The sequence below is a fragment of the Pseudoalteromonas sp. SMS1 genome (genome assembly GCF_021530565.1).
Taxonomy (GTDB): Bacteria; Pseudomonadota; Gammaproteobacteria; order Enterobacterales; family Alteromonadaceae; genus Pseudoalteromonas.
Genome location: NZ_JAKGBI010000002.1, coordinates 281,783 through 304,849 on the forward strand (window position 1 = coordinate 281,783; position 23,067 = coordinate 304,849).

Sequence of the window (23,067 nt, forward strand, 5' to 3'; positions counted from 1 at the left end):
CCACATATTCTATCATGTTGAATGAGATTTCCTGTAACTAACTTTGAGGTTCATAACTGGTCGAAGCAAGTAACTGTCCGTTATGTATCAGGTTTTTATAGTCACTGATGAGTTGCTCCGTTGGTGCATTGAATGGCCGACTCAAGCCCCTTAGCCCCACCCATGCATTTCGACTTTCCTCTTTGGCCATATACAACCCATTATCAGCTAACTCTAGGACTTGCTCCCATGTCAACGAATTGCCACCTTCATTACTCAATGGGTATGGCGCAAAACCAATGGAACAAGTGACCTGTATTGCTTGTTCGTTTACCACAAATGGGAAGCACTCTACTTGTCTTCTCACCCGCTCGACGGCCTCGGTGGCTTCAGCATGCGTCATATTAGGCATCACCATTAAAAACTCTTCTCCCCCCCAGCGTATCACCAAGTCACTGTCACGCGTGCACTGTTTTAATATATCGGCAACTGACTGCAACACAGTATCACCTGCAGCATGCCCATAAGAGTCATTGACCTTCTTGAAGTGATCAATATCCAACAGGCAAAATATCATTTCATGCTTTTCACTCGAGATTGCATGTGCGGTGAGCGCGCTCGAATTGACTTGCGCATCAATCACGCTAAAAAAATAATGACGATTATTCAGCCCAGTTAAACTGTCCGTAAAACTTAACGCCTGCAAGCGCTTATTACGTTCTGCCAACTCTGCCGTTCGCTCTGCTACTTGCTGCTTTAACACCGTTAAATATCGTTTATTTTGCCAACGCCAATAACCAAACCCAAACACCAGTGCCACTAATAACATCCCTAACACACCGCGCTGTTGGGCTAAGTGGGCATTGTCGATCTTTTGCTGATGCTGAATTAATTGCTGAGCCTGTAGCGCATTGTCTTTTTCAAGTACACTCAATTGCTGCTTTTGCGCTGCCAAAGTATACTGTGCTTCAAGTTGTAATAGTTTGTTATTACGCTTTTGTAAGTTGAGCGCTTGTTCGGTCATGGCAAACCGCTTTAAGTACAAATGCGCCTGCTCAAAATCTCCAAGTTGAGCGTACGCGCCAGCCAATGTATTTTGTAATATAGACTGCTCATTTAAAAATCGTGTTCCAAAAGTCTCACTAAGGGCGTCATTGGCGTTATCAATTGCATTCGTAAACTGGCCAGCTTGCAAATAGGCCATCGCATTCATTAATTTAAAGCGTACTCTTAGCTTTAAGTTTTTATCCAACGCCGTTTTTTCATTTGCCACAGACTGCAATAGCCTGCTTGCGTTTGCATATTCTCCAATATAAAGGTGCGCCCACGCTCGAGTCAGTGCTAACTTACTTGACAACTCTTTTTGTTGTTGCGAATCCGCACGACTTAAAATACCTAACGCTTGGCGATAACTCCCCCGCATAATATGTAAAGTGCCTTGCCAAAGCGCATACTCTGCTCGCAACTGCTCAACTTGATCCGCAGAAACACTTTTAGTTATAAGGGTATAGGCACGTTCCAATAATTGTTGAGCAAAACGAAAACGCTCTAAACTCATTTCTAATTGAGCAAGCGCTAAGTAAATACGTGCTTCAAGTTCAGGCGCGTTCATTTCAGAGACAATACTCAAAGCATCATTATGTAAAACGAGGCTATTTTTGTAATCTCCAAAATGTTGTCGAATTAAGCCTTCAAGCAGCAATGACTTAGCTTGCAAACGCTTTTCACCTAATTGCTTAGATTGTTCTCGTAAAACACGAATTTGCGGCAATAAATTCAGATCATAATCTTCTTTTAGTTGGGTCGTTAAGTGACCTAACATTTTGTTCAGATCTTCTTTTTGCGATGAACTGCTGCTGTTATTAAGGTTGCCAAACACCTCAAAACTCAGCAGCCAAATAAATGGAAAGGCAAACCAATGTAGTTTCATTGTATCACCCGGGTTGTTGCAAGCATTTCCTCATTGATGAATTGCCAATCCGACACCAAGTGATTTATAAACCCTGACTGAACCAATGCCTTGCGCAGTACGCCTCTTTTTTTCAGTATTTTTAGGCCTCGGTTCAACGCAGCAAAAATTTGCTCTCCTTGAGGGTGACGTTTACTCACAATAAAGTGACGTGAATCCGGCAGCATCATCTTGAGGTTTTGAATAGGGACATATTCCCTGCCTTCGAATGTAAGCAAGAGGTCTTCGCTGACACTAAAGTTCACTAGCATCGCATCCACAATATCGGTTTCGACCATATTGAGCATGGTTTCCCACGGGCCAATAAAACTAACAATATTAATTGGGGTATTGTTCAGCGCACGCCAATCAACTCGCCACCTCGGATTTGCAACCACCGTCAACTGTTCCAATTGTTCTTTTGGCAAATTTTGTAGCGCTACATTGCGCTTTGCTACATACAAGCCAGCCTCATAATCACCAAATTCAACGACGGCTTCGCTGACAAACAATGAGCCGCGATAGTTAATAATATCTTCGTGCCACACCGAACGAGCCAAAATAAGGCTATCTCCTGCAATCATATCGGAGAACTCAATAATATTAACGGAAGGCTTTGGGTTAAAAACCACTTCTCTGGTCTCCCCACCCAGAAAAAGCGCCTGCTGCAGCAGCACCATTTCTATTATTTCAATGTGGGAACCCTTCGTGGTGGGGTGAAAGTCTTGAACATCAAGTGGAGAGCGTCCATCTAAAAACTCACTATAGCGCTGACTGAAGTTTTCACTGCTCATAATATCAACAACGAGCTGATTGTGGGCGTAAGTAGTGCTGGAGCAAAAAACTAGCAACACTATAATCAACCACTTCATGATCACTCCCCAAATCACATTTCAACTTCACTCGTAGAAGTATACTAAAAAAAGCGAATGAATGTTAACCAAAAAATAACAGTAAAGTAAGCTTTTATAACTAATATTTTGACGGTAAATTTATTTCTTCCTGAGTAAAAATCATGACTAATTGCAACGCACTGATAGTTATTATAAATTTTTTATAAGGGGAATTAAGGTTCTGACGAAAGTTGAAAATAACGGTACAAAGAAGGTGTAAAGTAGACACTACAAAAGCATTGCCGTGTCTACATCAAAGAGGTGAATTAAACGGAACGTGTCGCCGAGGCGGGTGAAATATTGGCGGCACTCAAAGCTGGGGGAATAACTGCAAACTGACCTGCCACTAGGATGACAGCTGCCCCCACTAAAAAGTATTCGCCCGGAACGGACAACAGGTCAAAAAAGTCCATCAGTTTTACATTCAGTAAAATTGCACAAATAACGCCCAGTAGAATCCCGAATGACGTAATCACCATATTTTCCAAGATATAGTAACGTACAATTTGCCACTTACTTGCCCCAAGTGCTCGGCGTATGCCTATCTGGCGTTTTCGCCTCAAAATTGCAAACCGCGCTTGGCCGAACGTGCCTAGCATTGTCACAACCATTAAGCCGATCGTCACCGCGATGAGGATCACCAATGACGAAATCATGGGCTTATAACCCGTTTCTCTTGTATGGGAAAATGGGTGATATTTGTCTATGATGCGCCCAGGTTGACGCATTAGCAAAGTATGTACCTCTTCCATCGCTTGTTGCAGCTGACCTGGATGCGCCCTCACCATAAATTTACTCTCATTGGTCAAGGTTAAAACAGGAAATATAATACTGCGCTTATTTCCCCACCATGCAGGCCAGGTTGCGATAAGCTCATTGACGATCCCCACAATTTGATAAGGCCGGCCATTGATATAGATTGTTTTACCTACTGTCTGCGTCCAGTCTTCTGGTGAGATTTTTTCAGCCAAAGCCTTCGTCACCATGGCCGTGGTTGACTTTATCATATAGTCATCGCTCGAAAGCCTCATTTCAGCATCGTCAAATTTCCTGCCCATGATCACTTCAAGGCCTAAGGTTTCTACAAAATTCGAAGACATACTATAAACTCCAGCATATGAAATGTAACTTTCATCGCTTTCGGTTCTATTGAGCGCAAGACCTAACCCCCAGCTAGTGAGAGGGACTGAATTGGTCGCGTTCACACTTTCCACGCTGGCTAGTTCAAGGATATCGGCAAAGTCTTGCTCAAGCCTTGCCTGATAACTATCCGGTTCAACGGGTAAGTTCGCAGTAAATGTAAACAAGTGCGCTTCGTCTAGCCCGCTTGGCTTATTAATTTCATGCCATTTGTTGATGGCCATATGGCCCACGTTAATTAAAATAGTAAAAGCGACTGCAATTTGAATCACCAACAGAAAAGGACCTGTTTTACTTTTCCATAAGGTCTTTAAAATGGGGGTTAAATCCTTCATATCCAGCTCCTACAGACTCTTTAGTTGGCTTGATGGCTGTATTTGGCTTGCGCGGTATATTGGCCACAACCCAAATAAAAGTGAGGTACTCATAGCTAAACCGACCGTACCAACCATAAGGAATATGTCCATCGTCATTACACTCTGATGTAAATTAGAGAACATGTCGGCCAATACTGACAGTCCAACTTGCGCGAATAGAAGGCCCAGTACTCCCCCCACTAAGCCGATAAATATTGATTCAAAGCCAAATTGTATAATGATGTCTTTTTTACTTGCTCCCACCGCTCTGCGCAGGCCAATCTCTCCCCCTTTGCCGTGGAACTTGGTCATCATTAAACTCATGACATTACATAAGCATGCCAATAAAAATGCCAATGAAAACCAGATCCCCATGATATTTTCGTTGCTCAGCGCACCTTCTTTCTCTAAGTATTCAGGTACAGTCATAAGACGATTGGGCTCTGGCCGAGCAAACCGCCCAACTTTACGTTGTTCCTCGGAGTAATCAGATAAAAAACCAAAGTAGTCATCTTTCTTATCCACGGAGTCAAACTCAACCCATAAGTGAAGCCAAACACACTCTGAAAGTAATAAATCTGCCAGTGTAGAGTTCGGATCATCGCCCCAACATGAAAAGCCCATTGACGTCGGTGAAAATAGCGCATTGCGAATTTGTGACTCTAACGGCACAAAGTAACGCAGCGTAGACTGATACATTAAATATCGATGCGTATAAAAACGTGGCGTTGGCTGCCAGTCGTCGATAACACCCACGACCCGAAAGAGCAACGTACCAACGTGTACTTCTTTGCCAACAGAGTTTACCCCGTCAAATAAGCGATCATTCTCATGCTTAGACAGCACAATGACCTGCTCCCCCGTCAGATCAGCTTCTTTACTCCAAGTGCCACCATAGATAAAAGGGACACCAAACATATCAAAAAAGTCACGGGTCGTAGAGCGTATAGGATGTAGCTGTGCATCACGAACATCCGATGTGGTTGTACGGATCATATCTGAAAATTGTGCAAACAAGGTATGTTTATCGGCTTTATCGGCTTTGAGCAGCGCCATTGCATCTTGGTAGGTCAACGTGCTAGGAATATCATTTTTACCATTGCGTCGATAGCCATAGGGTTGAGTGGGATCCCATGAATTCAGATGTACCATCGCGACACGGTCACTTTTATGAGGAAGCGGGTCCTGTGCCATCATATACCCGACGGTAATTGTAATCATGGCAGCAGCGATACCAATCGCAATCGTGCCTATCATTAGCATACTTAACAGTGGCGTTTTTCTGAGGCTAAGCCAAGCCAGCTTGATGTAATAACCAACCATGTAAACCTCTATGCTGTGAGCGCTAGTTGTTGCTCTGTAAGATAACCGTCTCGTATTTCAACAACACGACCTGCTTGTCGCGCTTGATCCATATCGTGTGTCACCATTAGGATGCTCGTGCCCTGTTGATTGATATCTTTTAACAGAGCCATGATCCCATCTGCCATTTTTGAGTCCAAATTCCCAGTCGGTTCATCCGCCAATAGAAACGATGGGCTGCCAGCCAACGCGCGCGCAATCGCAACACGTTGCTGTTGTCCGCCAGATAGCTGCTGAGGGTAATGGGATTTTCGTCCTGCCAATCCCACTTTTTCGAGTGCTTCCATTACACGCTGCGCTCGCACTTTGCGACTGAAAGTCCTATAGCGCAAGGGCATCTCAATATTATCGAATAAGTTAAGCTCAGGAATTAAATTAAAACTCTGAAAGATAAACCCTATTTTTTGATTTCTTAACGATGATTTACTTCTATCAGATAATCCGGTGATGTCTTTTCCATCGAGGTAATACTGGCCTTCACTGTGCGCTTCTAGCAAGCCCGCAATATTCAAAAAGGTGGTTTTCCCCGAGCCAGACGGTCCTACAATTGCAACAAACTCACCTTGTGAGATATCTAGATCAAAAGGCTGCAATGCTTGCGTTTCCACCGTCTTTGTAACAAATGATTTTGCAACTCCTCGCATTTTTAGCATGTTATATCCTTTCGCGTTTTCACTAATCGTCTGCAGCATTTCGCTATATCCCATTGAATATTAGAGTAATGAAAAAGAATATAGCTTGCTATCTCTGCATAATAATCGCTGTAACAGTTGGACAAATGAGCAAAAGTACCCAAAAAACAGCCGAGACATTGTAAATTAAAACCAACAACTAGAACACAAAATTAATAAATATTTTACTTTGAATTAAATAATTCACTTGATGTGGCTTTACATAAGGAACCAAATCGTGGGAATGAGGCAATGACTGGCAGATAGTGCGTAAATGACTGATGGGAGCCCAAATACATATAGATTGGGCTCCGTTAAATTATACAGAGCGAGTCGCTTCAGCAGGTGAGATACTCGCAGCGCGAATTGCAGGTTGCAATACGGCCAAAAAACCAGCTAGGAAGATAATTACACCGCCATAAACCAAATAAAGACCAGGGACCGGTTCTAATTGAAAATGTGCCACTAACAAATTATTTGCCACCACAGCCAACACCACACCCAAAACAATACCACATAGGTTTATAACTGCATTTTCAATAACATAATAGCGGACAATGGCAATTTGGCTTGCTCCTAGCGCTCTACGAGTGCCAATTTGTTTGCGCCTTTTCAAAATAGCAAAGCGTGTCTGACCAAACACACCAAGCATCGTTATGAGTGCGAGGCCCAAAACTACCGCTTTCAATGTACTATACGCCGCCACTTGAGCACGATATGCTTTTTCTCTCGAGTCCGTCATCACTTCTAAATGATCAACGGTACGTCTGGGCTCCTGCATAACAACATCCATCACGTCCTGCATACTTTTGTCGATGTTATCTCCTTGAATTCTTACTAATATAGAAACTTCCGGGGTAATGAAAACATTTGAAAACAACACATTAAAGCTTCTATTTTTCCAAAAGCTCCATGGGCCAATTAGATGCTCCACCACCCCCCTAACCGGTTGTGCATCCTCGTCAAGAAAAATAGTTTCCCCAATAACTTGCCGCCAATCGTCTGGGTATAACTGTTCAGCCAATACCTTCGTGATTATTACACCAGACGGCACATCTAACCCGAAATTATATAACCGTCGTTCATCATTAATTGTAAATCCTTCACCTGCAATTAGCTCTAGCCCCATTGTCTCTAGCGATTGATAACTACCAGAATAAAAAGCTGCTTTTGTCACGTAACCCACCGCATCTCGCTCCAAGCGAATCTCATGACCGGCGCCTCGCTCTGAAAAAGGAATGGAGCTAAGTGCAACAGCACCGCTTACGCTATCCAGTGCCTTGATTGCGTCTAAATCTCTAAACAAACTTGTTTTCTTTTCTTCTCGCGTGCCATGTAAAGACATTTGAAACCAAAACAGTTCGTTTTCAGCCAAGCCGCTGGGCACATTAATCTCATCGCTTTTTTGCAATAACATAAATACCGCATTCACCAATATTGTGAACGTCACTGCAATTTGTAGCATGAGCAATAACGGCGCCGTTTTTGCGCGTAGTAAGGACTTGATGATAGGTTGTAGATCTTTCATTTTATCGCTCCTTACAAACTTTTTAATTGGCTTGATGGTTGAATCTGACACGCCTTATAAATTGGGTATAAGCCAAAAACAGTACTGGCCAATACAGAGGAACCAATTGTCAGTAGCATCAATGACAAGTTCATTTCCATCAATCCAGCGTGTAGGTGGCTATATACTTCGGACGTGACATACAAGCCAAGCAGCGCGAGAACTAAACCAATCGCCCCGCCAGCTAAGCCAATAATTACTGTTTCACAAAAAAATTGCCTCGCGATATCGACTTTACTCGCCCCCACAGCACGCCGTAATCCCACTTCGGCGCCTTTACCATGGAACTTTGTCATCATCAAACTCATCGTATTTAGTAAACAAGCGATAAGAAAAGCCATTGCTAACCAGACCGCGATTCGCCCGTCTTTATTGACGACTTCGTTGTACTCTATAAACTCCGCCACATTCATGACACGGTTCATTTGTTCACGCTGGAAACGACCAAGTGCTTTCTGCTCTTGAGCATACCTATTTATGTATGCAAGGTAGTCATCACGAAGTTCTGCTGAGGCTAGCTCAACCCAATAGAACAGCCATACACATTCAGATGCTTTTAATGCGTTCAAATCAATCAGGTCAGCGCCCCCCCAACAGTAAACACTCCCATCAGTACCTGAGAGCCAATCATTGTTTATGCTGGACTGAAATGGCACAAATAAACCTCTCGGTTCTGAGTAAGAGTCTGAACGCTCGGTATAAAACCGAGGTAAAGGCAGCCATTCATCTAACACCCCAACAACCCGATAAATTAAACCGCCAATAACCACTTCTCGACCCAGTGAGTTCTCACCTTGAAATAACTGTTCATTTTTCTTTTTTGATAACACAACGATCTGACTGCCTTGACTATCATCACTTGCATCCCAGGGAGAGCCATATAAAAATGGCACGTTCAGCATACTAAAAAATTCATGCGTTGTTGGCCTAAGGTACGTCATCGTTGCTTGCCCGCGGGGCTGCGCTGCACTTCTCACCATCGCTTTGTGAAAACTAATGATGGTTTGTTTATGTGCTCTTTGATCTGTATATAAGTTTGTTGCATCCTGATAGGTCATAAAGATAGGAATATCTTCTTTGCCATCTTTCATTCGATACCCGACATTTGGATCCCAACTACTAAGATGAACCGTAAAAAGTCGATCGCTTTTACCGGGTACAGGGTCTTGAGTCATCATGTAGTTAACCGTGTACGTGATCATCGTCGCAGCAATGCCAATGGCAATTGTCGCAATCATTAAAAAACTCAACAAGGGCGTTTTTCTGATGCTTAGCATCGCTAGTTTAAAATAGTAAAGAAGCATACCTGTCCTCACGCAACCACTTTCTCAACTTGTTTACTTTCGGTCAGAACACCATCTTTGATCTCAACAATACGGTCTGCCTGTGCTGCTTGTTGTAAATCATGTGTAACCATTAAAATACTTGTACCCGACGCATTTATATCTTTGAGTAAAGACATAATCCCGTCAGCCATGTTTGAGTCCAAATTACCGGTGGGCTCATCGGCCAGTAAAAAGGCAGGGCTTCCAGCGAGCGCTCTGGCAATCGCGACACGCTGTTGCTGTCCCCCGGATAATTGTTGAGGGTAATGCGTTTGTCGATTTGCGAGACCCACTTGCGTTAATGCCTCAATCACTCGACTTTTGCGTTCTTTTGCTGAAAACGTACGATAGCGTAAAGGCATTTCGACATTGTCGAATAAATTCAATTCTGGTATTAAATTAAAACTTTGAAAAATAAATCCTATTTGTTCATTTCGAAGGCGTGACTTTTGCGTGTCTGATAAATGGGTCACATCCTGATTATTAAGAAAATAGCTGCCCTCGGAGTAGTCTTCGAGTAGCCCCGCTATATTCAGAAAAGTCGTCTTCCCCGATCCCGATGGGCCAACTACCGCCACAAAATCACCCGCTTCAATATCTAAACTAAAGGGCTGTAGCGCCTGAGTTTTAACAGTATCGGTTAAATATATTTTGGCAATATTTGACATTTTTAACATAATTATTCCTTGTAACTTGTGCTTAAACTGGTGAGGACTTTCCATCGCCCAAATGTGCTCAATTGCAATTTAATACGTTGATAAAAAACAATTTTAAATCAACCATCCACATTGTTCGTAAGAAATCAGTACCGACTGAGTACCACGCCCTGAAAGATACATAAATAGAACCTTAAAGTCACCAAAATAAAACAATAAGTTAATAAAGGTTGTCATCAAAATAATTGATAACCTGCTCACCCCATTTATCAGAGCACCTGATGACATCTTTGAAAATAGCCAATCCCGAAATTGAGTAGGGTCATTGTATGTACTGTGGCCAACACGTTTAGGCGCAAGCACTTCCCATTTGTTAGCTTAAGCCGCTTTCTGTGCGCCAGCGAGCAGCATAGTGCTTCACACTGCGTTCTTTTAAGATCCCGTCTCTTATTTCAATGGTGCGCTGTGCTCGCATCGCTAAAGTGGGGTCATGTGTGACCATTAGCAACGTCATACCTTGGCGATTTAACGCCATCAATATCGACATAATTTCTTCGGACTTAGTAGAATCTAAATTGCCTGTAGGCTCATCAGCCAACAGTATAGAGGGGTTACCAACAATCGCGCGAGCGATTGCCGCTCGTTGTTGCTGCCCACCTGATAATTGATGTGGTTTGTGATCTGCTCGACTAGCCAGCCCTACCGCTTCTAAAGCGCAGAGAACGCGGTGTTTGCGCAGCTTGGCAGAGAGCTTTCTATATCTCAGAGGAACTTCAACATTGTCATAGATATTTAGTTCAGGAATTAAATTAAAACTTTGAAATATATAACCAATTTTAGTATTTCTCAGTCGAGCTTTTTGCTTATCACTGAAAGCTAAAACTGACTCTCCGTCCAATAAGTAACGCCCGTAACAAGGGACTTCCAACAACCCGATGATATTTAAAAAAGTTGTTTTTCCGGCCCCGGAAGGACCAACAACAGAAATAAAATCACCTTGCTGTATGTCTAAGTTAAATGGCTGAAGGGCTTGCGTGTGTATCGTATCTGTTGTGTAACTCTTAACCACTTCAGACATACTAAGCATAGGCACATATCCCTAACTGAATTATTCAAACTTTTACTAACACAATATCATCTTTACACAACTAATCTCGACGACTCAACTTAAAACAGTCGCCACTTTTTTAAAAAGCCCCAACAAAATCCGCGGTAGAATATGATGTTATGGTTTTAACCCCCATTGAGCTGCTTGATATACGTGGCATGAACTTGCGTTTTGCAAGTCAGGCATACTGTTGCAGGTTGACGTTCAAACACCCGTCAACCAACATCAAAAATAGCCTTTCAAGGAGGTGAGTGCGCAGTACAGTATAGGTGTTGTACTGCGTATATCAGCTGCTGTCTGTGTACTACGCGTCATACCCTAAATTAGGTGACAACCAGCGCTCAGCTTCTTCCAACGGCATATTACTGCGCTTAGCATAGTCTTCGACCTGATCCTTTTGAATAGCAGCAACAGCAAAGTACTTCGAGTCAGGGTGAGAAAAATACCAACCAGAAACGGCAGCCCCAGGCCACATAGCGTAGGAGCTTGTCAGCTTCATACCGATGCGATTCTCAACATCTAAGAGCGCCCAAATTTTGCGCTTCTCAGTATGCTCTGGGCACGCTGGATAGCCAGGTGCGGGGCGAATGCCTTGATAGTTTTCTCGGATCAACTCCTCATTTGTGAGGTGTTCATCAGCGGCAAAACCCCAGTACGCTTTGCGCACTTGTTCATGCAGATACTCCGCAAACGCCTCTGCTAATCTATCCGCAACCGCTTTGACCATGATCTTATTATAATCGTCTTGCTGCGCATCAAACGCATCCGCGAGGGCATCTTCTTCAAGCCCCCCCGTCACTGCAAAAGCGCCAAAGTAGTCATCAACCCCTTTTGGCGCGATATAGTCAGCTAAGCAGTAATTTGGAAAATCAGTCTTTTCGGTTTGTTGGCGAAGCTGACAAGAGCGTAACAATACGTCGGAGCGAGACTCATCTTTATAGATTTCAATGTCGTCTTCCACACGATTAGCAGGAAACAACCCGATGACACCAAGAGGTTGTAACTTGCCGCTGCGCTCTAGGTCGTCTAGCATCGCATTCGCGTCTGCAAACAACTTTTTAGCCTCTTCTCCGACAATTTCGTCCTCAAGAATACGCGGATACTTACCCGCCAGCGACCACGTCATAAAGTACGGCGTCCAGTCGATATACTTGCGTAAAGTCTGAATGCTCACATCCTTAAACTCAGTGATCCCAAGTTTCTTCGGCTTGGGTGGTGTGTAATTATCCCAATCAAGTTTCACCGCATTATCACGTGCACGGGCCAAAGTAACAGGCTTTGAACGCGGCTTCTTACGCGCTTGTTGCTCACGTACTTTGACATATTCGTTGGCGGTTTTCTCTAAAAATGCCGGTTTTTGTGTGGCACTGAGTAGACTAGACACCACGCCTACTGCGCGGCTCGCATTATTCACATAAATAACGCCCTTGTCGTATTGAGGTTCAATCTTAACCGCAGTATGCGCTTTAGATGTTGTTGCACCACCAATTAGTAACGGTATTTCAAAGCCACGACGCGTCATTTCTTTTGCCACATGCACCATTTCGTCAAGCGATGGGGTGATAAGACCAGACAGTCCAATTGCATCGGCACTTTCCTCAATGGCAGTTTGTAATATTTTTTCTGCGGGCACCATTACCCCGAGATCAATGACTTCGTAGTTGTTACATTGCAGTACAACACCCACAATATTTTTGCCGATATCATGTACATCACCTTTTACCGTTGCCATGATAATTTTACCATTACTGGCGCCTTCTTCTTTCTCGGCTTCAATAAACGGGTCCAGATAAGCAACCGCACGCTTCATCACTCGAGCCGACTTAACAACTTGAGGTAAAAACATCTTACCGGCTCCAAATAAATCACCAACAACATTCATACCATCCATCAAAGGCCCTTCGATAACCTGAATGGGTTTATCAAAGCTTACACGGCACTCTTCGGTATCTTCTTCTATGTATTCAGTGATGCCTTTAACCAAAGCATGCTCTAGTCTCTTAGCTACTGGCCAAGTGCGCCACGCGAGATCTTCTTTCTTCTCAGCTTGTGCCATACCTGAGTATTTGGGGGCAATATCTACCAAACGCTCACCCGCCCCAGGGTCAGTGTTAAGGACCACGTCTTCAACGGCATTTCTCAATTCAAGCGGAATATCGTCGTATACAGCTAACTGGCTGGCATTTACAATCCCCATGTCCATACCTGCTTTTATCGCATGATATAAAAACACCGAGTGAATCGCTTCTCGCACAGGATTATTGCCACGAAATGAGAATGATACATTAGATACACCGCCAGACACCTTACAATGTGGCAGATTCTGTTTAATCCGACGTGTCCCTTCAATAAATTCAACAGCGTAGTTATCATGCTCTTCAATACCTGTTGCAACAGCAAAGATATTCGGGTCAAAAATGATATCTTCTGGTGGGAAGCCCAGTTCATCTACCAATATTTTGTAAGAGCGCTGACAAATTTCAAACTTACGGTCCGCGGTTTCAGCTTGACCAACTTCGTCAAACGCCATTACCACGACCGCGGCGCCGAAGCGCTTTAAGACTTTTGCTTGCTTTACAAAAGGTTCTCGCCCCTCTTTTAAAGAGATTGAGTTAACAATGGCTTTACCCTGAATACACTTCAGACCCGCGACGATGACATCCCATTTTGATGAGTCGACCATGATTGGGACTTTAGAAATCTCTGGTTCAGAGGCGATTAAGTTCAGGAATTTCACCATGGCCATTTTTGAATCCAACATGGCTTCATCCATATTGATATCAATGACCTGTGCGCCCCCTTCGACTTGCTCTCTCGCAACTTCCAGAGCGGTTTCGTAGTCTTCTTCTAAAATTAAGCGCTTAAAGCGCGCCGAACCGGTAACATTGGTTCTCTCACCGACATTGGTAAAAATGGCTGTAGATTGCGTCATAGTGATACTTCCTAATTCAGGTTACAGGCTTCTAAACCTGATAAGCGCATACGAACGTCGAGCTCGGGCAGTGGACGAGGCTGAACACGTGCTAGCTTGTCAGCAAAGGCTTTGATATGTTCTGGTGTGGTTCCACAACACCCACCTACGATGTTAATAAAGCCTTCCTGACCCCAATCAACTATCTCTACGCTCATTTCATCGGCTTCTAGATCATATTCACCAAATTCATTGGGTAAACCCGCATTCGGGTGCACCGAAGTATAGGTTTCACATACACGCGATAATTCTTCAACATAAGGACGTAAGAGATCTGGGCCTAAAGCACAATTAAGGCCAATTGAAATGGGTTTGATATGACGAATAGAGTTATAAAAAGCTTCTGTTGTTTGACCCGACAGTGTACGGCCTGAGGCATCGGTAATGGTACCTGAGATCATCACTGGTAATCGAACACCCGCTTGTTCAAACGCTTCTTCTACCCCGTAGGCAGCTGCTTTAGCATTGAGTGTATCGAAAATAGTTTCGATAAGAATTAAGTGTGCACCACCCTCTATCAAGGCAAGGGTCGATTCAATATATGCCTCCACCAGCGCATCAAACGTAACATTACGATAACCAGGATCGTTTACATCAGGAGAGATTGAACACGTTTTTGACGTTGGACCTAACACACCACCCACATAGCGCGGTTTACCCGGGTCTTTTGCGGTAAACTCATCACATACTTCGCGCGCTAACTTCGCCGACTCAAAATTTATCTCACGGCTTAAACTCGCCATGTCGTAATCTTCCATAGAAATTGTCGTCGAGTTGAAGGTATTGGTTTCAATAATGTCCGCCCCTGCCTCTAGGTACTCTCTGTGGATCTGTCGAATCACTTCGGGCTGCGTCAAACTCAATAAATCATTATTGCCCTTTATCAGCACATGCCAATCCTTGAAGCGCTCACCGCGATAATCTTCTTCTTCAAATTTGTGTTTTTGGATCATAGTACCCATTGCGCCATCTAAAATAACAATGCGTTCTTGCATGGTTTTTTTCAGGGCATCAGATACTGCTTGGCCATCAACTGGCTCAAATGGCACGCTGTTATTCGGCATAATTGTTAGTCCTTACGTCTTGGCTAACGAGATTAATATCGTAGGGGGTTGTTTGGTACACATAGTAGTTTAACCAATTTGAGAATAATAAAAAGGCGTGACTCTGCCAGGTTTTTGAAGGCTTGACACCCTGATCATCATTGGGGAAATAGTTCTCAGGTTTAGATGCATGCACGTCGTTGAGTAAGTCTCGTTGGTATTCTTTTTGAAGTGTATCTGCATCGTACTCTGGGTGTCCTGTAATATACACTTGACTCCCAGTTTTATTTTTCATTAGGTAGGCTCCAACCTTTTGCGAGCCAGCTAAGACAACTAAATCCTTGCAGTTATTGATCTGCTCAATATCGATATGCCCATAACGGGAATGCGGTACTAAAAACTCATCATCAAAACCGCGCGTAAGCGCCCCGTGGTCAAAATACACTTGATGTTTGAATACACCACACAATTTTTTTTCTTTGAGCGCTCTTTTTAAACCATGGTGGTGAAAGAGACCTGCATGCGCAGCCCAGCAAGAAAACAACGTTGAGGTGACATGGTGCTCCGCCCAATCAAAAAACTCTTGTAATTCTTGCCAATAGATAACCTCACTGTATTCGAGGTGTGCTAAGGGGGCACCCGTCACTATCAAAGCATCATAATTCTGCGCTTTTACTTCAGAGAAGTAGCGATAGAACATGTTCAAATGCTGCTCAGAGTTATCAGAGCTACGGTGCGTGTCTAATCGTAACAAATCCACATGCACTTGCAGCGGCGTATTTGCCAGCAAACGAATAAACTGCACTTCGGTCTCTACCTTATTGGGCATTAAATTCAGTATAGCTAACCGCATAGGACGGATTTCTTGAGACAAAGCTCGACTTTTGGGCATTACAAATACATTTTCATGTCGCAGCCTTGCAATGGCAGGCAATTCGTCTTTTACGGTGATTGGCATGAGACTCTTCCCCAATGAAGCATAAATTCGCGAAAACTATCTTGCTTGCCATTATGAACGAAAGCCCAAAAAATTCAACTTCTAGATGTACAGACGTCCAAATGAAGTAATAATCAGATCCATGGAATAAGTATGTGTGCTGAATATAATGCACTTGGATGAATTCATCGGGGGCCGTAAAGGAAAGGAGCGTGTATCAAGTATAAAAAACGAAGAGCATGACGTGTAACAATCATGCGATAAAGGGTGCGCTGTGAGTCGCACCCTGAGTTTATGCAAGTAGAGGACTAACTGATATAACCGAATGCTAAAACAGCCGCAAGGATAAGGCCCGCTGAAGAAAAGATGCCATATTCTATACTCACTTTTAGGCGATCTGCGCCTGCTTGTCTTGATTCCGAAAATGCCATAATCAAACAAGACACAAACATACTAAAGCTGAACAGAATTAAGTTTACTTGAATTGCATCGAGTACCATATTGTTCTCCAATGGGTGGCAAAGCGACCACACGTTAAGCTGACGACTATATCTACAAACAAAGTGTAGCAGCAAACCTTTTAAACTTTCAATAAAAACTGAAAGTTTAATTTAATACGGTTAATTGTTGCATCCCTAAGCGAAAAGATTACAGTACGAGCAATTAAGCAAGAACAATAAGAATATGATGGGCATTGGAGAGTTAGCAGCATTCACAGCAGCGGCAGTATGGGCGTTTTCAACGCTGCTATACAAGCGCTTTAGTCACCACTTAAATCCACTGGAATTAAATGTCGCCAAAGGCGTCATTGCATCTGTGCTGATGGCCGCAGTATTACTTTTAACGTGGGATAGTCAGCTACCCACAACTCAATTCAGTTGGGGATGGTTGATAGCCAGTGGCATTGTGGGCATCGCCATTGGGGACAGTGCTTACTTTGGTGCACTTCGTAATATTGGCCCTGCACGCACGTTGGTAATAGAGTCACTCGCCCCTGCGATTGCAGGACTGCTCAACATCGCCTTATTGGGCGTCTTTTTATCCCTTAGTGCATGGTTAGGCATACTACTTACTACCTTGGGTGTGATTATTGCGGTCAAGCCTAATCGAGCGCTTCCGACAGTAGATCGAAATACGTACCACAAAGGGGTTGTTTTCGCGCTTATTGCCGCAACCTGCCAAGCAGCAGGTATGGTGTTATCCAAAGGGGCATTAAATGATCAACACGTCAGTAGCTTGTGGGCTGCAACCATACGTTTAGTGTCTGGTACACTCGCGGTGGCGATTATCGTTGCCGCATTTAAACACAGCTCGTTACAACGCGCGATCACACTTCAGGGGATAGATAGTAAAAAGTGGTTATTTGCTGCAGTGTTTTTTGGCACATTCATCGGCTTATGGTTGCAACTAATTGCTGTAAACAACACCGATCCTGCGATCGCACAAACCATATTTTCTGCTGCACCACTGATGGTGATAACCATGAGCCTCATACGCAAAGAGCATATAACACATAACATGATATTGGGTGGCGTATTGGCGTTTGGCGGGATAGTTTTACTATTGAGTGGGTAGGAATAAGTTTAGGAAAGAGGCCATCGCAGTTAGCCTATGCATAGAGCAATGCACGTGAGCAGGCTAACTGGATGACCTTGGAGGTAGGAGGTGTGGAAGGATAAGCATCGCAAGAATAGCGATGCGATATGAAATTATTCATTTATAAAGAACGCATTAAGCGTTTATTCGGCCAAAGCTTCACAGCACACATAAGAGTAATACCCTTGGCCATTGATCACGTGTTCAACTTCATTGACGTACCAACGACCGTTAATTTCGTCAGCGACGTCTTCAATTTCAACCACACCGCCAGCAACTATGTCCGGTTTTCCAAAGGTGTGAAGTTGTACTGACTTGTGACTTCGTTTTAATTGATTTAATTTGCTGTTCGCAGCGGCCTGTGCGTTTGCTTCGTTTGAGTATACGTATGGTAGTACATGGGTCGGGGCGTTAGATCCAGCACTCACTGTCTTTAGCTCAGCAATATCAAAGTCATAGAACTTTGCTTTGACTTCGCCTACAGACTTATAGTGCTGAGCATTGAGCACCCAATTTGTCAGCCATTTTGGCCCCAGTGCCACCTCAGGCAAAGCTTGCCCGGATAATGAACGGCCAGTCCCTTTATTCATGAAAATCAATTTGTCATTGACGATTTTCATAAACGCATCATATTGCTCTGCTAACTTTGAAAGTAGCTGCATGTCGCTTTCGTTTTGCTCAATATGCGGTAACTGAATCGATTGATAACTATCTGCAATACATGGAGACAAACCATATTGGCCTGCGATTTCTGAAATCACATCAGCCAACATCAAGGGTGCTTCATCTGAACTGGGCCAAGATTTGAACTTCAGTGTTTTTAAATCCTGATCCCAAAGAACTTTATTACCATGCAGTTCAAGTGCCCTAACAGGGCCAATCAGCTGATATTCACCAACGCTGTACTTACCCATTTCAACAATCGGCGCACTGCTGTCGTCAGTGCCCTGTTTGTAGCCCATGCCAATTTCAAGATCTTCAGCACCTTGTGGCGCAGTGATTGGCAAGTTTCCTAAGTTGTCAAACTTTACATAACACGTGTCGCTTAACAGCCCCGTACGAAGGGTCACTCGTACTTCAGCAATGCGATCTCGAAGCTGTGCCCCAACCTCATTGCCGTTCGCTTTTACCGAGTAATGCGCCTGTAATTCCATGACCATTTACTCCCAAATATTGATCTCTTTACGTACTTTCGGTTTTGGTAAATCGGGTAGAAAAATTTCTATGTTTTCTGGATAGATAGGACCTAGCTCGGCAAGCCCATAATTGAACTCAAGAACACGCTCCACCATCCCCGAACTACGGCCATAGTGACGGAAACAAATTAAATCCAAGCAGTCTCCATCCCGTGTGACATACGTTACACCGCTCATTACTTAGCTCCTTCGTTTCCGTCATAACGGGAAAGTTTCATCGTAAATTGGATTTCTCGAGGAATGCCATCATTTAAAAATAGGGTGCGAGTTTCATTGATATCAGTGATCACCCACTTATCTAATACGCGCCCGACACTGGGACTAGATTTACCGCTCTCTTCTACATATGTCAGTGTTAACGGCTCACCTTTTGCAGCTTCAGCACGCATTTTATCCAGTTGCTTCAAGCCATCTTTTACCAACTGAGGAAAGATAGTCCCTTCGATTTCAAGCTCCTGCTTCCCCACCCCAACAAATTGCTGTACAGGTGTCGCTTGATCAGTTTGCGTATCGAGCGTTTTCCAGCGGTACTGTGTATTAAACTGGATTTTTTGATAGGCAGCTGTGCTCACAGAAAACTTGTATTTACCTAGCTGCATCATGTAGTTGGCATGATTTATCTTTGCCATTGAAAGCCCTCTTTAAAAAGCTTAAGGGGAACCCCTTAAGCTACTTCGTTGTAATACCGCGCACGATAATCTCGCACAGCTTGTTGTTGTTGCTGTTCCAGTATTTGCTTAACTTGGACAGCAATATCCTGCGCTTTCTCATCGCCGTTAGCATTCACCGTAATATTGGCATTCACCGTGACACTGCCTGCAAACGCCTTAGATTGCACCTCGCTGGTAACTTGGGGTTGCACACTGCTTTGTTGCGCTAAAGATTCAGGCTTGCTCACAGGTAAAGCTTTTGCCGCTCCTTGCTGAGTCGACTTTTCGGCTTCATCGTCGCCAAATAAGCTCGCGAAGAAATTGCCGCCGACTTGGGACATCGCCGCATTTGTTAAATAACCAGCAATAGGCCCTAGGAACTTGCCATACTTAGGAATTTTCCCGACTAAGTGCTCTACGCCTTCTGCACTTAACGCACCTGTTAACGTGCCACCGATAGTACGTGCTTTTTCTTGAGTAGACAGGTCATCATTGGCCGCAGCTTGATAAATGGTGTGGCCATTTAAAGCATGTCCCAACAATTGCGTTTGTTTAGACAATTGCGCTGACTTGCCCGCAGGTTTGCCAGACGCAGCATCTACCGCAGCCATCGTGCCAAGCACCATGTTTGCTTCATTAATGACATTGTCTTTAACAAACTGTAGGGGTGATCCTGCCTGCGTATTGGTGGTTGCCTCTTGCGCAAATTGCGTGTCAGCTTGCCCATCAGCCAAAGCTGAGACACTCGACGTACTAGACTCACTCACCGTTTGCGAGCTATCTTCTTTTGATTCGTCATCAAAGAACCAACCGCCTAGCGTATCACCTAGCCAACTCCCTGCTGATTCTCCTCCAAATGCGCCAATCGCACCGCCCACAATCCCGCCAAGCGCAGTACCTATAACTGGCACAACAGAGCCAATCGCGGCCCCCGCTGCAGCGCCTGCTAACGCGCCGCCCATTCCGCCGACGGCACCGCCAACACGGCTGGATTTTTCTTGTTTGCTTAAGGAGTCATCACTTAACGCGGAGTAGGCATCCATGGCCCCCATTGCAACAGTCAAAGGGGCATTTAACTTGCCTAAATACTTTGCAGGCCCTTTGGCCAAGCTTGACAGTACGCCTCCTTTTTTACCCACAAACTTACCCAACTTAGAAAATACCGAATCATTTGCCGCCTTGGGCGCTTTGTATGAAGTAGGTTTTTTCGCTTTAGGTTGTTTTGCAGGCTTGTCTGCTTTACGACTGGCAACTTGTTGGCCAGCTGGTTTAGCCTTACCGCCATCGAGCACTTTAAACGCAGGCTTCGCAGACTTTTTGCGCTTTGGTTGTTTAGATTTAGATGATTGATTTAATTTTTCAGCCTTTCGCTGGCGCGTATCATCCTCGTCATTTTGGGCGCGCTTCGCGCCTTTATTTGATTTGTTTCGTTTATTGGATTTTTTACGACTCTTTTTAGATTTTTTCTTAGACTTCTTAGGTTTTTCTTCTTGTTCATCATCGCCGTCAAACAGTGATTCTAAACCTAAGTCACCTAAGCCAAACTCGGCCAATAAATCAGGCACAGCCCCGGTTAATGAAGACAAATCTCCATTTAAAATACCTTTAAAGTCGAGCTTTTCAATCAGTGCGGAGTGCTTTGAAAATAGACTCGCCGCATCTTGCAAACCGAACGCGTTAAGCAATGCCGGCGCTTGCTGCATTAAGGAGCTGAGATCACCTTCTAAAATTGCTTTAGCATCCAGTTTTTGTAGGGCAGGTAAAGCAGCATCAAGTGTTGCACCCACTTCATCCAACCCTGCCGCTTTAAGCAAACCAGGCGCTGCTGACATCAAACTTGATACATCCCCACTGGCAATGCCTTTGAGATCTAACTGCTGTAGAGCTGGTAAAGCTGCACCTAGCGTTTCTGATGCTTCACCTAACCCCGCAGCCTTTAATAAACCAGGTGCCGCAGACAATAAGCTGGAAACGTCACCGTTAGCGATACCTTTCAAGTCTAATTGTTGCAGTGCCGGTAAGGCAGCACCTAATGTTTCAGACGCTTCATTTAATCCGACTGAGGCCAGTAAATCTGGCGCGGCGGTCATCAAGCTCGATACATCGCCACTTGCGATGCCTTTTAAGTCTAGCTGCTGAAGTGCTGGCAAAGCGGCACCGAGCGTTTCGGATGCTTCATTCAACCCCACTGAGGCCAGTAAATCTGGCGCGGCAGTCATTAAGCTCGACACATCGCCACTTGCTATACCCTTTAAATCCAACTGCTTTAATGCCGGTAAGGCGGCACTCAACGTCGTTGATACTTGCTCAAAGCCCGCAGATTTAAGTAGCTCAGGCGCGATGTCAACGACCTGACTTAAATCCCCATCAATTACCCCGGCTAGATCCAATTGCGAAAGAGCAGGGATATGCTGTGCTAAAGTTTGCTGAACCGCAGCGAGATCAACTGCTTTGAGTAATTCAGGGGCAGCCTGCTGAAGACTACTTAAATCCCCAGCCATGACCGCAGAAATATCTACTTGTTGAAGTGCTGGTAATGCATTTTCAAGCGTTTGTGCTGCGCTGGACATATCCAGTGCATTCAACACGTCAGGTGCGGCATCAACTAAACTTGATAAGTCACCATTTAAGAGCTCTTTTACATTGAGCGCCTCTACAACGGGCAGTGCACCTTCTAATGTTTTTGCCGCATCAGATAAATCAAATGCATTCAAAATTTTCGGTGCCGCGCTGACTAAGCTTGTCAAATCCCCTTCCAGTACCTCTTTAACATTTACAGAGGAGATAGCAGGCAGTGTTTGCTCAACAATTGCACTCGCTTCATGCATTCCCAGTGCATCAAGCACTTTAGGGGCGCCTTGAACAAATGCATTTAAATCTTGACCCAGTGCGATGTTGTCACTGCTTTGTGACAAACTTTTGGTCGCGCTATCTAGGTACGCATTAAACTGCGTCATTCCTAGCGCATCCACCAGCACAGGAGCGGCTTGTTGAATACTGTCCAGCTGCAAAGCCAATGTACTTTGCGCATCAGCACTGTTCACTTGAGCTGTGGCTGTGGCCAGCGACTCACTCAGCGCATTAATTGGTAAGTTATCGAATAGTTTAGGAATAGCGACTTGTAATTCAGCGAGGTCACTACTGGCTGCTGATTGCAATTGCTGGAAATCCAAGGCAGAAACTTGCTGTGCCAATGCCTTGATTGCGCCACTTAGGCCAGTACCATCACCAATTTTGGCGTCTACTTGCGCTTTTAACGTGTCTGATTCTTGCTCGGTTTGCGCCGCGGCTAACATCTGGGCGCTTTGCGTTACTGCCTGATTAGACTTCGCCTGTGCAGTTGAAAACTGCGTTAAGTGTTTTGAAATTACTTGACTTGTATTGCCAAGTAGCTGGTTTACATTAACATTCGCCAATTGCGAAATTACAGCCTGCAATGCATTCGTATCTAAAGGCTTTTGCGCTTTGACTAAATTAGCCAGCATACTGCCTAATTGAACATTTGGATCAACCTGATCCTGCTTAGGTAGGCGGTACTTTACTTTGTTCTTTGAACGGCCTTTATCAGACGATTCTTGATGTTTCATAATAATACCTAGGAAGAGAAATAAGCGGGAATTTATTGATTGCGCACTGCAACAGGTTGCAGCGCGCCAAGGTTGATAGCTC

General features: G+C 44.2%; 18 protein-coding genes. 1 reads left to right on the forward strand and 17 read right to left on the reverse strand.

The features are described 5' to 3' along the window. Positions 1–37: 37 nt before the first annotated feature. From L1286_RS03020 to L1286_RS03080, 13 genes are all read right to left on the reverse strand, one after another. Complete coding sequence (locus tag L1286_RS03020; protein ID WP_235405442.1) at positions 38–1,909, reverse strand: GGDEF domain-containing protein; 1,872 nt, start codon at positions 1,907–1,909, stop codon at positions 38–40. Beyond that, positions 1,906–2,799: a hypothetical protein gene (locus L1286_RS03025; RefSeq protein ID WP_235405443.1), complete on the reverse strand. Its 894-nt coding sequence runs from the start codon at positions 2,797–2,799 to the stop codon at positions 1,906–1,908. Before L1286_RS03025 ends, L1286_RS03020 begins: the two co-directional genes overlap by 4 nt. A 287-nt stretch (positions 2,800–3,086) precedes the next feature. After that, a complete protein-coding gene (locus L1286_RS03030) occupies positions 3,087–4,295 on the reverse strand; it encodes an ABC transporter permease (RefSeq protein ID WP_235405444.1) in 1,209 nt (402 codons plus the stop codon). A 9-nt stretch (positions 4,296–4,304) separates the two neighbouring features. Next, positions 4,305–5,639 (reverse strand): ABC transporter permease, encoded by a 1,335-nt coding sequence (locus L1286_RS03035; protein ID WP_235405445.1) that lies wholly within the window; start codon positions 5,637–5,639, stop codon positions 4,305–4,307. A gap of 8 nt (positions 5,640–5,647) precedes the next feature. Further along, the gene (locus tag L1286_RS03040) at positions 5,648–6,331 is read right to left on the reverse strand and encodes an ABC transporter ATP-binding protein (RefSeq protein WP_235405585.1); all 684 of its coding nucleotides are present in this window, start codon (positions 6,329–6,331) and stop codon (positions 5,648–5,650) included. A 337-nt stretch (positions 6,332–6,668) separates the two neighbouring features. Then, positions 6,669–7,877, reverse strand: a complete 1,209-nt coding sequence (locus L1286_RS03045) for an ABC transporter permease (RefSeq protein WP_235405446.1) — start codon at positions 7,875–7,877, stop codon at positions 6,669–6,671. Positions 7,878–7,888: 11 nt separating this feature from the next. Continuing rightward, positions 7,889–9,154 carry an ABC transporter permease gene (locus L1286_RS03050; RefSeq protein WP_235405447.1) on the reverse strand — a complete coding sequence of 422 codons (1,266 nt, stop codon included), beginning with the start codon at positions 9,152–9,154 and terminating at the stop codon, positions 7,889–7,891. 74 nt (positions 9,155–9,228) lie between these two features. Then, entirely contained in the window at positions 9,229–9,918 is a 690-nt protein-coding gene (locus L1286_RS03055) for an ABC transporter ATP-binding protein (protein WP_235405448.1), read from the reverse strand. 352 nt (positions 9,919–10,270) lie between these two features. Then, complete coding sequence (locus L1286_RS03060; RefSeq protein WP_235405449.1) at positions 10,271–10,984, reverse strand: ABC transporter ATP-binding protein; 714 nt, start codon at positions 10,982–10,984, stop codon at positions 10,271–10,273. 325 nt (positions 10,985–11,309) lie between these two features. Next, entirely contained in the window at positions 11,310–13,937 is a 2,628-nt protein-coding gene (metH, locus tag L1286_RS03065; RefSeq protein WP_235405450.1) for a methionine synthase, read from the reverse strand. Between the two features lie 11 nt (positions 13,938–13,948). Next, positions 13,949–14,971, reverse strand: coding sequence for a homocysteine S-methyltransferase family protein (locus L1286_RS03070; protein WP_442961664.1), 1,023 nt, complete (start codon positions 14,969–14,971; stop codon positions 13,949–13,951). 58 nt (positions 14,972–15,029) lie between these two features. Next, positions 15,030–15,977 carry a homoserine O-succinyltransferase gene (locus tag L1286_RS03075; RefSeq protein WP_235405452.1) on the reverse strand — a complete coding sequence of 316 codons (948 nt, stop codon included), beginning with the start codon at positions 15,975–15,977 and terminating at the stop codon, positions 15,030–15,032. 287 nt (positions 15,978–16,264) lie between these two features. Then, positions 16,265–16,456: a hypothetical protein gene (locus tag L1286_RS03080; RefSeq protein ID WP_235405453.1), complete on the reverse strand. Its 192-nt coding sequence runs from the start codon at positions 16,454–16,456 to the stop codon at positions 16,265–16,267. A 184-nt stretch (positions 16,457–16,640) separates the two neighbouring features. On the opposite strand from L1286_RS03080, the gene L1286_RS03085 reads away from it, so the two are divergent. Beyond that, positions 16,641–17,531 carry a DMT family transporter gene (locus L1286_RS03085; RefSeq protein WP_235405454.1) on the forward strand — a complete coding sequence of 297 codons (891 nt, stop codon included), beginning with the start codon at positions 16,641–16,643 and terminating at the stop codon, positions 17,529–17,531. 164 nt (positions 17,532–17,695) lie between these two features. Here the strand turns inward: L1286_RS03085 and L1286_RS03090 are convergent, their stop codons facing one another. Genes L1286_RS03090 through L1286_RS03105 form a run of 4 tightly spaced genes read right to left on the reverse strand, consistent with a single transcriptional unit; the run spans position 17,696 to position 22,985 of the window. Then, positions 17,696–18,706 (reverse strand): phage late control D family protein, encoded by a 1,011-nt coding sequence (locus L1286_RS03090; RefSeq protein WP_235405455.1) that lies wholly within the window; start codon positions 18,704–18,706, stop codon positions 17,696–17,698. Positions 18,707–18,712: 6 nt separating this feature from the next. Continuing rightward, positions 18,713–18,925, reverse strand: coding sequence for a tail protein X (locus tag L1286_RS03095; protein WP_235405456.1), 213 nt, complete (start codon positions 18,923–18,925; stop codon positions 18,713–18,715). Beyond that, complete coding sequence (locus L1286_RS03100; RefSeq protein WP_063371549.1) at positions 18,925–19,377, reverse strand: phage tail protein; 453 nt, start codon at positions 19,375–19,377, stop codon at positions 18,925–18,927. The genes L1286_RS03095 and L1286_RS03100 overlap by 1 nt, the downstream gene beginning before the upstream one ends. 35 nt (positions 19,378–19,412) lie before the next feature. Continuing rightward, positions 19,413–22,985: a phage tail protein gene (locus L1286_RS03105; RefSeq protein ID WP_235405457.1), complete on the reverse strand. Its 3,573-nt coding sequence runs from the start codon at positions 22,983–22,985 to the stop codon at positions 19,413–19,415. Positions 22,986–23,067: the final 82 nt, after the last annotated feature.

Coding starts and splice junctions, on each gene's coding strand:
- L1286_RS03020 (WP_235405442.1), bottom strand. CDS start 1,909: ATGAAACTACATTGGTTTGCCTTTCCATTTATTTGGCTGCTGAGTTTT.
- L1286_RS03025 (WP_235405443.1), bottom strand. CDS start 2,799: ATGAAGTGGTTGATTATAGTGTTGCTAGTTTTTTGCTCCAGCACTACT.
- L1286_RS03030 (WP_235405444.1), bottom strand. CDS start 4,295: ATGAAGGATTTAACCCCCATTTTAAAGACCTTATGGAAAAGTAAAACA.
- L1286_RS03035 (WP_235405445.1), bottom strand. CDS start 5,639: ATGGTTGGTTATTACATCAAGCTGGCTTGGCTTAGCCTCAGAAAAACG.
- L1286_RS03040 (WP_235405585.1), bottom strand. CDS start 6,331: ATGCTAAAAATGCGAGGAGTTGCAAAATCATTTGTTACAAAGACGGTG.
- L1286_RS03045 (WP_235405446.1), bottom strand. CDS start 7,877: ATGAAAGATCTACAACCTATCATCAAGTCCTTACTACGCGCAAAAACG.
- L1286_RS03050 (WP_235405447.1), bottom strand. CDS start 9,154: ATGATTGCGACAATTGCCATTGGCATTGCTGCGACGATGATCACGTAC.
- L1286_RS03055 (WP_235405448.1), bottom strand. CDS start 9,918: ATGTTAAAAATGTCAAATATTGCCAAAATATATTTAACCGATACTGTT.
- L1286_RS03060 (WP_235405449.1), bottom strand. CDS start 10,984: ATGCTTAGTATGTCTGAAGTGGTTAAGAGTTACACAACAGATACGATA.
- metH (WP_235405450.1), bottom strand. CDS start 13,937: ATGACGCAATCTACAGCCATTTTTACCAATGTCGGTGAGAGAACCAAT.
- L1286_RS03070 (WP_442961664.1), bottom strand. CDS start 14,971: ATGCAAGAACGCATTGTTATTTTAGATGGCGCAATGGGTACTATGATC.
- L1286_RS03075 (WP_235405452.1), bottom strand. CDS start 15,977: ATGCCAATCACCGTAAAAGACGAATTGCCTGCCATTGCAAGGCTGCGA.
- L1286_RS03080 (WP_235405453.1), bottom strand. CDS start 16,456: ATGGTACTCGATGCAATTCAAGTAAACTTAATTCTGTTCAGCTTTAGT.
- L1286_RS03085 (WP_235405454.1), top strand. CDS start 16,641: ATGATGGGCATTGGAGAGTTAGCAGCATTCACAGCAGCGGCAGTATGG.
- L1286_RS03090 (WP_235405455.1), bottom strand. CDS start 18,706: ATGGAATTACAGGCGCATTACTCGGTAAAAGCGAACGGCAATGAGGTT.
- L1286_RS03095 (WP_235405456.1), bottom strand. CDS start 18,925: ATGAGCGGTGTAACGTATGTCACACGGGATGGAGACTGCTTGGATTTA.
- L1286_RS03100 (WP_063371549.1), bottom strand. CDS start 19,377: ATGGCAAAGATAAATCATGCCAACTACATGATGCAGCTAGGTAAATAC.
- L1286_RS03105 (WP_235405457.1), bottom strand. CDS start 22,985: ATGAAACATCAAGAATCGTCTGATAAAGGCCGTTCAAAGAACAAAGTA.